Here is an 11,774-nt window from a genome sequence, read left to right on the forward strand (position 1 = left end):
ATAGGAGCGATTTATATGGCGTCCGCAGCCGAACAGCTCGCACGTAATCTCAGTTTCTCGACCTTTTCGAAGGCCAAGGCCCTTCAGCAGCGCATCTGGTTCACTCTCGGGGCGCTGCTGGTTTATCGTCTGGGCACCTTCATTCCGGTTCCGGGCATCGATCCCGATGCGTTCCGCGCGACGTTCGAACAGTCGCAGCAGGGCATTATCGGCATGTTCAACATGTTCGCCGGCGGCGCCGTCGAACGCATGGCGATCTTTGCGCTCAACCTTATCCCGTACATCACCGCGTCCATCGTCGTGCAGGTGGTGTCGACGGCCTCGCCGCGCCTCGAAGCCCTCAAGAAGGAGGGGGAGAGCGGCCGGCGCAAGATGAACCAGTACACGCGCTATCTGACCGTGCTGTTCTGCGCCATTCAGGCCTATGGCATCGCCGTGGGCCTCGAGGGCAGCCAGGGAGTGGTGCTCAACCCCGGCTGGTTCTTCCGCATTTCCACCGTCGTCACCCTGGTGGGCGGCACCATGTTCCTGATGTGGCTGGGCGAGCAGATCACCGCGCGCGGGGTCGGCAACGGTATTTCGCTGATCATCTTCGCCGGTATTGTGGCGAACCTGCCCGGCACGATCGCCCAGACCCTGGAACTGGCCCGCACCGGCGCCATTCCCGCCTTTGCCGGCCTGGGCATGATCGTCCTGGCGCTCGTGGTCATCGGCGTCATCGTATTCTTCGAACGGGCGCAGCGCCGGCTGCTGATCCAGTATCCGAAGCGCCAGGTGGGCAACAAGATCTTCCAGGGCGACACCTCGCACCTGCCGTTGAAGCTCAATACGTCGGGCGTGATCCCGGTGATCTTCGGGTCCTCTCTGCTGCTGCTGCCGGCGACGATTGCCTCTTTCGCCGCGCAGGGCAACGCTCCGGCCTGGCTGACCACGGTGACGGCGTTGCTGGGGCGCGGACAGCCGCTTTATCTGGCGCTCTTCGCGTTCTTCATCATCTTCTTCGCCTTCTTCTATACCGCCATCGTGTTCAACCCGAGCGAGACGGCGGACAATCTCAAGCGCTCTGGCGGCTTCATTCCGGGCATCAGGCCGGGCGAACGCACCGCCCAGCACATCGACTACGTGCTGACCCGCATTACCGTGGTGGGAGCCGTCTATCTGACCGTCGTGGCGCTGATCCCCGAAGTGATGTTCAGCCAGCTTGCCGTCAGCCAATTCATCGGCGGCACTTCGCTCCTGATCATGGTGACCGTGACGCTCGACACGATCACCCAAATTCAGAGCCATCTGGTGGCGCAGCAATATGAGGGGCTGCTCAAGAAGTCCCGTCTGGGGGGAGGCAAGCGTCGATGAGGCTGATCCTGTTGGGCCCGCCGGGAGCGGGGAAGGGGACGCAGGCGAAGATTCTGGTGGAGACCTACGGTATCCCTCAGCTCTCGACCGGGGACATCCTGCGCGCGGCCATCGCCGCCAGGACACCCCTCGGGGTTGCGGCCAAGGCCATAGTGGATCGCGGCGATCTCGTCTCCGACGATATCGTCAATGGCATCGTGTCGGAGCGGCTCGATGCGGAGGACTGCAGGCCGGGCTTCATTCTCGACGGCTTTCCGCGCACCATTGCGCAGGCCGAGGCTCTGGACAAGATGCTGTCGGACAAGGGCGTTGCCCTCGATGCCGTCGTCGAAATCAAGGCGGAAGCGGACGAGCTGGTGAAGCGCGTCATCAACCGCGCCAGGGAATCGGGTGGCGCTCGCGCCGACGACAACGAGGAGGTGCTGCGCAATCGCCTCGACGTCTATTCCGAACAGACCGCGCCGCTGGTCGCCTATTATGCCGGCAAGGGTCTGCTCCGCCCCGTCGACGGCATGGCGCCGGTGGAATCGGTGACCGCCGCCATAAAATCGGCGCTTGCCAAATAATCGCGAGCCCGGGCAGGGATGTTGACTCGGCCCGGTCTTGTCCTTAAAGAACCGCACCAGTCTCATGGATCATTGGGCTGGATTCGGTTTTCCCTTAGTTGGGGGTCGAACTCCGGTCCCTTGTTGTTTAAAGGCGCCCGCCGCGATGGCGTGTGCGAATGAAGGAGAGCAGACGTGGCTCGTATTGCTGGCGTCAACATCCCGACCAATAAGCGCGTGGTGATCGCGTTGCAGTATATTCACGGGATCGGCGACAGGTTCGCCGTCGATATCTGCGAAAAGGTTGGCATCCCGGCCGAGCGCCGCGTGAACGAGCTGACCGACGCCGAAGTCATCCAGATCCGCGAGACCATCGACCGCGACTATGTCGTGGAAGGCGATCTGCGCCGCAATGTGGCGATGAACATCAAGCGCCTCATGGACCTGGGCAATTATCGTGGCCTGCGCCATCGCCGTGGCCTGCCGGTTCGGGGCCAGCGGACCCATACCAATGCCCGCACCCGCAAGGGTCCGGCCAAGCCGATCGCCGGCAAGAAGAAGTAATTCCGCGCCCGTTTCGGCGGGCCGGTTGTTTTGAATTGGGAGTGGCGGGGCAAGCCTCCCGGCGACCGGCGAGGTCGACCGGGAAGACTTGAACCGCTTCTGCCGTGGTGGAGCTGCTGGCATTACGGCAGCGCCGATATCCTAGAGGATCTGAATGGCTAAGACTGAAGTTGCGCGCGTCCGTCGTAAGGAGCGCAAGAACATCACTTCCGGCGTCGCGCATGTGAACGCCTCCTTCAACAACACCATGATCACCATCGCCGATATGCAGGGCAACACGATTTCGTGGTCGTCCTCGGGTGTGATGGGCTTCAAGGGCTCGCGCAAGTCGACCCCCTATGCCGCGCAGGTCGCGGCGGAAGATGCCGCCAAGAAGGCGCAGGAACACGGCATGAAGACCCTCGAGGTCGAGGTGCGTGGGCCCGGCTCGGGCCGCGAATCCGCGCTGCGCGCCCTGCAGGCCGCCGGCTTCAACGTCACCTCGATCCGTGACGTCACGTCGATCCCGCACAATGGTTGCCGTCCGCGCAAGCGGCGCCGCGTCTAAGACGACGATCGGAAGCCTCCCGGCCCTTCAAGGCCGGGAGTCCTATTGTGTTTGCGGCGGAGCGGCCCGGGAACGGCCGCTAATTTGAAAGGACAATACCGTGACGATCCAGAGGAACTGGCAGGAACTGATCAAGCCGACCAAGCTGGACATTGTTTCGGGCAGCGACAACGTGCGCGCGGCCTCGGTGGTTGCCGAGCCGCTCGAGCGCGGATACGGGCTTACCCTGGGCAATGCCCTGCGCCGTGTGCTGCTGTCGTCGCTTCAGGGCGCGGCAGTGACCGCGATCCAGATCGACGGCATCCTGCATGAATTCTCCTCGCTGCCCGGCGTGCGCGAGGACATCACCGACCTGGTGCTGAACGTCAAGGAAATCGCCCTGAAGATGGGCGGTGAAGGCCCCAAGCGCCTGACCCTCTCGCGTCAGGGCCCTGGCGCCGTCACCGCGGGCGACATCAAGGTCTCCGGCGATATCGAAGTACTGAACCCCGAGCTGGTCATCTGCCATCTCGACGATGGCGCCGAGATCAATATCGAGTTCACCGTCAATACGGGCAAGGGCTATGTCCCGGCCGAGAAGAACCGCCCCGAGGATGCTCCCATCGGCTATATTCCGGTGGATGCGCTGTTCTCGCCGGTGCGCCGGGTGAGCTACAAGGTCGATGCGACCCGTGCGGGCGAGAGCCTCGACAAGGACAAGCTGACCCTGAGCGTCGAAACCAACGGCGCCGTGACCCCCGAGGATGCGGTGGCCTTCGCCGCCCGCATCCTTCAGGATCAGCTCTCGGTCTTCGTCAACTTCGAGGAGCCCAGCAAGGAAAGCGCACAGGATGCGGTTCCCGAGCTGGCGTTCAATCCGGCCTTGCTCAAGAAGGTGGACGAGCTCGAGCTGTCCGTGCGTTCGGCCAACTGCCTCAAGAACGACAACATCGTCTATATCGGCGACCTCATCCAGAAGACGGAAGCCGAGATGCTGCGGACGCCGAATTTCGGCCGCAAGTCGCTCAACGAAATCAAGGAAGTCCTGGCACAGATGGGGCTTCATCTCGGGATGGACGTCGCCAACTGGCCGCCCGAGAACATCGATGACCTCGCCAAGCGCTACGAAGATCATTACTGATCCGGCGCTGCCAAGATTTTAGGAGACCACCATGCGCCACGCCAATCGAGGCCGCAAGTTCAGCCGGACCGCATCCCACCGCAAGGCCATGTTCGCCAACATGTCCGCCGCGCTGATCAAGCACGAACAGATCGTCACCACGCTTCCCAAGGCCAAGGATCTGCGTCCGATCGTCGAGAAGCTCATTACCCTGGGCAAGCGCGGCGACCTGCATGCCCGCCGTCAGGCCATCGCGCAGATTCGCGACGAGGCCCAGGTTGCCAAGCTCTTCGCCGTGCTCGGTCCGCGCTACAAGGAACGTAATGGCGGCTATATCCGCATTCTCAAGGCCGGCTTCCGCTATGGCGACAACGCCCCGCTCGCCGTGATCGAATTCGTTGACCGCGACGTCGACGCCAAGGGCCAGGATTCCGGTCCGACCTTTGCACAGGACGATGAAGCCGAAGCCGCATAAGCTGCGCTTCCGGAGCAAATTCGCGACGGCCCCGGTGTTCCGGGGCCGTTTTTCATTGGTATCCTGGAAATCTTATCCCCGTCCCCTGGCCGCTGCCCTATCCTTTGTCCATCCCCGCCGCACACGCGGCTCCGACGCAGGGCCGGGCGGGGAGCATCGGATGGAGAAGGCGTTCTCCTGCGGGGGTAGAAAATTGGCAGCCGGGCCTGCGATAACGGCACCGCCTGAATCCAGACCCCTCAAGCAAGCCGGTGGCGTGACGGGCGGCCCTTGGCTCCCATTGTACAAAAAGGTCGAGTCAAAGGCCGCCCGTTACCCGTGAAACCGCAAAGCCAGAAGGCCGGGCGGCAAATGCGCGTGGACAATCAGCCGCGTTTGAGGTTCCAGGTCGCATAGAGCGCGTTCAGTTCACGCGAGCTGTATGCGGCGACGAATGGCAGGCCGCTCTCGATGGCCATTTGCCGGTATTTCGCCGCTGAATTCCGTGTATGCCAGATCCAGTGGAGCATGGACCATTTGAGGGAATCCTGGTTGCCTTCCAGGCCGCCGGCCCGCTGCTTCTGGATGAGGGTCCGCCAGAAATAGCGGCGGGTGCGGGTCAGCATGTCGTCGTCCAGGAGGATCACGCCAGTGGCCCGCGCGAGGCGCTCGGGCAGGGTCGAGGAGTAATTGCCGTCCATCACCCATTCGGTTTCCTGGATTGCTGCCGCGTGCAGAGCCAGGAATTCCGCTTTCGGCCTGGGCTCCCAATCGGTATTGGGCTGGTGATAGAGGACATCGGCGTGAACTGCCGGGATGCCCAGCTTGTGACCGATGGCATTTCCCAGCGTGGATTTGCCGGCATTGGTGGTGCCCATGATCATGATGCGGCGGCCAAGGCTGGCCAAGGACGGCAATTGGTTCATGGGGTTTCCTCCGAAGACAGAAAGGCCGCCCAGGCACGTGGCTTGGGCGGCCATGATTTGAGCGGTGCGGCTTATTCGGCCGGCGCCATGTCCCTGCCGGTATAGATTTCTTCCACCCAGTATTGGTCGCGGCGGTCGAAGCCGTTGAACGGGGTCAGCGAGGCCTGCGTATAGGCACCCATCAGGCCGAATTCGATCCAGTCGTCCTCATCGATATCGGCTGGCAGGGTGAAGACCTGAGGCAGAACGTCATAGCTGTCGCAGGTCGGGCCCCACAGCGTGAACTCGCTGTACTGGCCGTTATTGTCGTGCAGGCGTGGCCCGCGCCAGACCCGCACCGGCGGCGTGAAATGCATGAACTTCACTTCCATCAGCGCGCCATAGGCCCCGTCGTTGACATAAACCGCCTGTCCGCCGCGCTGATGCTTGACGCGCAGCAGCAGCGATGTGGAGGAGGTTACCAGCGCCCGGCCGGGTTCGATGATCAGTTCGGGTCGCTTCTTGCCGAAATGTTCGTTGACCGCATTGGCGATGGTATCGAAATAGACATCCATCGGCGGGGCTTCGCTGGTGGGGTAGGGGGCCGGATAGCCGCCGCCGATATTGAGGCGCTGCAATTCGATGCCGGCTTCCTCCACGATGCGCGCAGCCGCTGCGATATGGCGCTCATAAGCGTAAGCGTCTTCGCACTGGCTGCCGACATGGAAGCACAGGCTGGGCGTATAGCCCATCTTTTCCACCGCCGTGACGATTTCGGCCGCGCTTTGTTCCATCACGCCGAACTTGATGCCGAAATCATAGGATTTGAGCGCCTTGCCGGCCTTGAACCTCGTGGTCACCTCCACGTCGCGGCTGGGCGATACCACGGCGGCCAGTTGGTCGAGCTGCTGGGGATGGTCGATGGTGAAGCTGCGAATTCCGAATTCCTCATAGGCTCGGGCGATTTCACGCTTGTTCTTGATCGGATTGTTGTAGTGCATCGCCGCCCCGGGGGCGTAGTCGCGCACCAGTTCCATCTCCGTATTGGAGGCGACGTCGAAGGCCTTCAAACCCTCGCTGTGGAGCTGCTGGATGATGTGCGGCGAGGGGTTGCACTTCACCGCATAGGTAAGAAGGCCGTCGAAGCCTTTCTTGAAAACCTTGATGGCTCGGTGAAACTCTTTCTCCGAAAACAGGAAGGACGGATAGTCCGGCGCCTCGGCCGCTATCAGCGCCGAGGTATTGGCATGAATGATCTTCGGCTCGTCGGTCATTGGACAACAGGCCTTTCAGGGCTCGAGACGCGGGGAAGTGCGCGCTGCATATAGGGCTGGCCGCCTCCTCGCGCAAACGTTTATTTGGACTTCCCGGCCGCGATGCGCAAACGTCATTTTCGTGACAGATTCCGGGGGCTCTGTTCGATGAGGGACCGATGCCGAAGGTTTTGACCATGTCATTGCGAACACTCGTACTTTCTCTGGCATCTCTTGCCGTTCTAGCCGTCGGCGGCACGCTTGTCCTGGCCCCTTGGACTGGGTCCACCCCGCCCCGGGCGCAGGGAGCGGCGGAGACGGTCTCGGAAATGGAACGTGCCGTTCCGCAATCCGATGCACAGCTCAGGCTCAGCTTCGCTCCCGTGGTTCAGGCCGTGGCGCCATCCGTGGTCAACGTTTATGCCACTCGCATCGAGCGACAGGCGGTGTCGCCCTTTGCGCGCGATCCATTCTTCTCGCGGTTTTTCGGTGACGATTATTTCCAGACGCGGCCGCGCGAATCGCGCTCTCTGGGCTCCGGCGTGATCGTCGACGAAACAGGGGTCATTCTCACCAACCGCCATGTCATCGAAGGCGCGACCGATGTGCGCATCGCCCTCAGCGACGGGCGCGAATTCGCGGTGGACGTTGTGGTGGAAGATGCACAGACCGACCTTGCGGTGCTGCGCGTCCGCAACGGAGCTGATGGGAGCTTTCCCTCCATCACCTTTGCCGACAGCGATGCACTGCTGGTGGGCGATCTGGTCCTCGCCATCGGCAATCCTTTCGGGGTGGGGCAGACGGTTACCAGTGGTATCGTTTCGGCCTTGGCGCGCACCGGCGTCGAAGCCGGCGACTATGAATTCTTCATCCAGACCGATGCCGCCATCAATCCGGGCAATTCCGGCGGTGCACTGGTGGATATGTCGGGGCATCTGGTTGGCATCAATACCGCCATCTATTCGCAGACGGGAGGTTCCGTCGGCATCGGCTTCGCCATTCCGGCCAATATGGCGCGGCTGGTAGCGGAGGCTGGCGTCACCGGCGGTGAGATCGTGCGGCCTTGGTTCGGCGCCAAGATGCAGCCGGTGACGTCCGATATTGCTAGCAGCCTGGGCATGGCCGCGCCGCATGGCGCCATGATTACCGAGGTGGCTCCCGGCGGACCCGCCGAGCGCGCCGGCTTCCGCTCGGGCGATGTCGTTCTTTCGGTCGATGGATTGCGGGTGGACGATCCCAGCGCCTTCAACTTCCGGCTGGCGACCCGGCCGGTGGGGCAGGCGGCCCTTCTCGAGCGGTTGCGGGGCGGGGTGACCGAAGCGATCGAATTTCCGGTCGAGGCGGCGCCGGCGCCCGGCGAGGATGCCATAGTGACCATATCGGCCGATTCCCGTTTTTCGGGGGTGACGGTGCGCCAGCTCGATCCGGCTCTCAGCGAGCAGAAGGGGCTATCCTACGATGCCGAAGGCGTCATCGTTACCGCTGTCGCCCCCGGCTCGGCTGCCGAGGCCATGGGATTGCGGGTGGATGACGTCATCCTCGCCCTCAACGATATCGCCATGACCGATGCGCGCACGTTTCAGCAGACCGCTTCACAGCGCGTCCGCACTTGGCAGATCATTCTGCAGCGCAATGGCCGCGTCAGCCGGTCCATCGTCAGCGGATAAGTGGAGGCGCTCCGCGATCGCCGTTGCCGGGCCGGCAACCCTTGACTTGTCGGGGAAGCAAGCGCATCTGTGCCTTGGTTGCTGGCGCCCGCCGCCCGCGGATCGTGCAGATCCATGGTGAAGTCCAGCATTTTCCTGATCCCTTCGGTTGTTTTCTCCCAAGGCGCATCATGGCAATGCGGGCCCCATGCAGGAAGTCGCCTCCATTCGGAGAGACCCGATATGAATTTTTCTCCCGATACACCTTCCGTCAGCACGCTTAAATCCGAGGCCAGGGCCTTGCGTGAAGAACGCGCCGGCGCTGGCCGCGCGATCAGTCATGGGGCCGCGCTCGAAGAAGTTGCCCGCGCTCACGGCTATCGCGACTGGAACACCGCCCGCGCCGCCCTTCCCGATCGTGTGGCGGTCCCGTTCCAGGTCGGTGCGCGCGTACGGGGCTATTATCTCGAGCAGCCGTTCCGCGGCCTGATCATCGGCGTGCAGCTCGTTTCGGGCATGCAGTATTTCACCGTTACCGTGCAATTCGATGAGCCCGTCGACGTGACGCCCGGCTTCATGTTCTCAGCCCATCGACAGCGTGTCACCGCCACCGTCGACGCCCGTGGGGTCTCTCCCGCCCTGCGCGGCAACGGCCAGCCGCAAATGCGTCTGATGAGGGAATAACGCGATCTGCGACGGTTCGGGGCGGTCCTGTGGAATGGCCGCCCCGCGCCTGGGAAGGTCAGAACGGCCTCAATGCGGGAACCGTAGGATGGCAGCCAGTTCCTTGCCGCCTGGAATGTCCTCGCGGCGCACTCCCATCACCCTGGCGCCGCTGGCGAAGGCCCGGGCGGCGATCTCGTCGACAATGCCGTAGGCCTTGGCATCGTCGTTTTCGACGAAGGTGACCGCGCCGCTCTCGTCGTCGACGAAACCGGGCTGGGTCGTATCGATGTCGATCAGCAGCGTGTCGATGGCGCCGAACGTGGCCGCACGGGCGGCGTCGGAGATATCGGTGGTTGTCCGCCGCTCGCCGCTGCGGCGGTCGAACAACTCGCGGATATCCGCGAGTTCGGCGGCGTAGGCCTCATCGAGCACCGGACGGGCCAATTGGGCCAGTTCGCCCTCGGTAAGCCGGTCGGGGCTGTCGGCAATGGTGCTTGAAAGCAGATGCGGATAGGAGTTGATCTGCGCAAACACCGAGGCCAGCCGGCCGGTGGCTGCCAGGACCAGCGGTGTCTCGCGTCCCGCCAGGATTGGACGCAAGGCGGCATCCACCTGGCGGACATATTGCTCGAACCGCACGTTCTGGCCTTCCGAGCCGTGGATGCGGCCACTGAAGGTGCGGTCGTTGAGGGTCGATTTACCGACCGAAGAAGCGGCATCCTTGGGCATATCCGGGACCTTGATGACCACCGGCGGCAGATCGGCGTGCATCTCCATCAGGCGCACCGCATTTTCCGAGAGCGCCAGCACGAAGGCGGAATGGGGAAAGGTAATGGCGCGGAATAGCGGCTTGAGATGAAACCGGTCGGAGACCTGCACCGTGGAAGTGAGGTCATTGGCCAGGCGATAGGTTCGCAGATTGTCGGGTGTGGCGAAGACAGCTAGGCTGTTGGCCTGGAACCGCCAGAACTCGTCGTCGTCGAGCAGGTCGTTGAGCCGGTCGAGCAGGGGAGCGAGGCGCCGCTTGTCGAAGCCGATTTCTTCCAGTTGCCTCTGCGCTTCGCGCACCAGATTCCCCATTTCTATCCGGGATGCACCGACCTCCTGGGTGACGGGCGTGGTCTTGAGGTAGATCGACACACAGCCATCCGCGCGATGGCGCGAGAGTTTGGAAAATTCGGGACGGGTCGGAATATCGACGTGCAGCATAAGCAATCCTTTTCTGACCGGCGCTGGAGGATCATCTTGCAGCGCCTGAATTTTTCGATCGAATGGGCCTACAGCCTCTCCTGGCAAGGTAGGCATTCTTGACGGACAAAGCACCCTCTCGTGGCCGAATGACGCATCGCGTTCCTCACGGCATCGCGAGAATGGCCCTGGCGATGGAAAAATAGATCAGCACGCCGGTTGCATCGGCAATCGAAGTGACCAACGGAGTGCTGGCCGTCGCTGGGTCCAGGCCGAACCGGCTGAGCACGAAAGGCAGCATCATGCCGATCAGACTGCCCACGATGACGATCAGCACCATCGAGAGCGAAATCACCATCGCGATTTCGGGCCCGCCGCGGAATACTCCGATGACGGCGATGGCGCAGGCCATGCTGAGACCGAGCAGGATGGCGACGGCGAATTCGCGCCCCAATACGCGCGCCCAGTCGGAGACGGCAATGTCGCCGGTCGCCAGCGCCCGCACCATGAGGGTGGCCGATTGCGAGCCTGCATTGCCTCCGGAGGCGATCAGGATCGGCAGGAAGAACATCAGCGCCAGATGGGCGGCGATCGTGTCCTCGAAGTGGGCTATGCCGGCTCCGGAGAAAATATTGCCGAAGACCAGAAGCATCAGCCAGGCGATGCGGGCGCGGTAGAGCTTGGGGATGGTCGCGGTGGCGACGCTGGATTCGAGATTGGTGATGGTGCCGACGCGGTGGAAGTCGTCCGTGGCTTCCGCTTCCATGACGTCGAGGGCATCGTCATGCGTGATGATGCCGACAAGCCGGGCATCGGCATCCACCACGGGCAGCGCCAGCACGTCGTAACGCGCGATCTTGCGTGCCGCCGCCTCGACATCGTCCTCCACGCCGATTGCGTGGGTGTTCCGTTGCATGACATCGGCAACCCGGGCCTGCGCGGGCGCCGTGATCAGATCCTGCAGGCGAACGGAGCCGAGCAGCGTCCTGTCCGCGTCGATGACATAGGCGCGGTAGATGGTCTCCTTGTCCGGCGCCTCGCGGCGCAGCACGGTCAGTGCCTCGGTGGCGGTCAGGTCCGGCGGCAGCGCGGCATAGTCCGAGGTCATGATGGCGCCCGCCGTGCCTTCGTCATAGGAAGCCAATTGGCGGATGTCCTCGCGCTCGGCCTGGGCCAGGGCGGGCATCAGCGCCTCGCGCTGCTCGTCGGACAGTTCCTTGTAGAGATCGGCGCGCTCGTCGGCAGGCATGTCCATGACGATTGCCGCCAGTTCGGCGCGCGGCGTGACCGTGGCCAGTCGTGTCTGGTACTCCCGTCCGAGATAACCGAACACCTCTGCCTGGCGCCGTCGTTCCGCCTGCTTGAGCACACCCCAGGCCTGCGCTGGCTCGAGCATGCGCAGTGCAGCAGCCAGATCCGCCGGATGCTCAGCGGCAAGGCGGATGACTATGTCCTCGCGAGGGCCACCGGCCAACAGCAGGGCGAGCTGATCGATATTGAGATTCATCCGGGGCCTCCTGCGCATCATCCGCACCGGCCGCATCGTCGCCAAAT

At 63.0% G+C, this 11,774-nt stretch carries 12 protein-coding genes; 8 read left to right on the forward strand and 4 right to left on the reverse strand.

Features of this window, described 5'->3' with window-relative positions; translation table 11 throughout:
- Positions 1–15: 15 nt before the first annotated feature.
- From secY to rplQ, 6 genes are all read left to right on the forward strand, one after another.
- Complete coding sequence (secY, locus tag ACFOOL_RS08750) at positions 16–1,353, forward strand: preprotein translocase subunit SecY (protein WP_380096564.1); 1,338 nt, start codon at positions 16–18, stop codon at positions 1,351–1,353.
- Positions 1,350–1,919: an adenylate kinase gene (locus tag ACFOOL_RS08755; RefSeq protein WP_380096565.1), complete on the forward strand. Its 570-nt coding sequence runs from the start codon at positions 1,350–1,352 to the stop codon at positions 1,917–1,919. The genes secY and ACFOOL_RS08755 overlap by 4 nt, the downstream gene beginning before the upstream one ends.
- Positions 1,920–2,093: 174 nt before the next feature.
- Positions 2,094–2,462, forward strand: a complete 369-nt coding sequence (rpsM, locus tag ACFOOL_RS08760) for a 30S ribosomal protein S13 (protein ID WP_380096566.1) — start codon at positions 2,094–2,096, stop codon at positions 2,460–2,462.
- A 154-nt stretch (positions 2,463–2,616) separates the two neighbouring features.
- Positions 2,617–3,009, forward strand: coding sequence for a 30S ribosomal protein S11 (gene rpsK / locus ACFOOL_RS08765; protein ID WP_046104437.1), 393 nt, complete (start codon positions 2,617–2,619; stop codon positions 3,007–3,009).
- A gap of 100 nt (positions 3,010–3,109) precedes the next feature.
- Complete coding sequence (locus ACFOOL_RS08770) at positions 3,110–4,129, forward strand: DNA-directed RNA polymerase subunit alpha (protein WP_380096567.1); 1,020 nt, start codon at positions 3,110–3,112, stop codon at positions 4,127–4,129.
- 31 nt (positions 4,130–4,160) lie between these two features.
- Complete coding sequence (gene rplQ / locus ACFOOL_RS08775; RefSeq protein ID WP_380096568.1) at positions 4,161–4,583, forward strand: 50S ribosomal protein L17; 423 nt, start codon at positions 4,161–4,163, stop codon at positions 4,581–4,583.
- A 365-nt stretch (positions 4,584–4,948) separates the two neighbouring features.
- On the opposite strand, the gene ACFOOL_RS08780 is transcribed toward rplQ, so the two are convergent.
- Entirely contained in the window at positions 4,949–5,488 is a 540-nt protein-coding gene (locus ACFOOL_RS08780; protein WP_380096569.1) for an AAA family ATPase, read from the reverse strand.
- A 71-nt stretch (positions 5,489–5,559) separates the two neighbouring features.
- Positions 5,560–6,741, reverse strand: coding sequence for a hypothetical protein (locus tag ACFOOL_RS08785; RefSeq protein ID WP_380096570.1), 1,182 nt, complete (start codon positions 6,739–6,741; stop codon positions 5,560–5,562).
- Positions 6,742–7,049: 308 nt separating this feature from the next.
- Here ACFOOL_RS08785 and ACFOOL_RS08790 point away from each other — a divergent pair, with 308 nt between their 5' ends.
- Positions 7,050–8,387 carry a Do family serine endopeptidase gene (locus ACFOOL_RS08790; protein WP_380096571.1) on the forward strand — a complete coding sequence of 446 codons (1,338 nt, stop codon included), beginning with the start codon at positions 7,050–7,052 and terminating at the stop codon, positions 8,385–8,387.
- A 222-nt stretch (positions 8,388–8,609) separates the two neighbouring features.
- The gene (locus ACFOOL_RS08795) at positions 8,610–9,050 is read left to right on the forward strand and encodes a glyoxalase superfamily protein (protein ID WP_380096572.1); all 441 of its coding nucleotides are present in this window, start codon (positions 8,610–8,612) and stop codon (positions 9,048–9,050) included.
- Between the two features lie 69 nt (positions 9,051–9,119).
- On the opposite strand, the gene ACFOOL_RS08800 is transcribed toward ACFOOL_RS08795, so the two are convergent.
- Positions 9,120–10,241 (reverse strand): baeRF11 domain-containing protein, encoded by a 1,122-nt coding sequence (locus ACFOOL_RS08800; protein ID WP_380096573.1) that lies wholly within the window; start codon positions 10,239–10,241, stop codon positions 9,120–9,122.
- 145 nt (positions 10,242–10,386) lie between these two features.
- The gene (gene mgtE, locus ACFOOL_RS08805; protein ID WP_380096574.1) at positions 10,387–11,727 is read right to left on the reverse strand and encodes a magnesium transporter; all 1,341 of its coding nucleotides are present in this window, start codon (positions 11,725–11,727) and stop codon (positions 10,387–10,389) included.
- Between the last annotated feature and the right edge of the window lie 47 nt (positions 11,728–11,774).

Source organism: Devosia honganensis (genome assembly GCF_042648785.1).
GTDB classification, from domain to species: Bacteria; Pseudomonadota; Alphaproteobacteria; order Rhizobiales; family Devosiaceae; genus Devosia; species Devosia honganensis.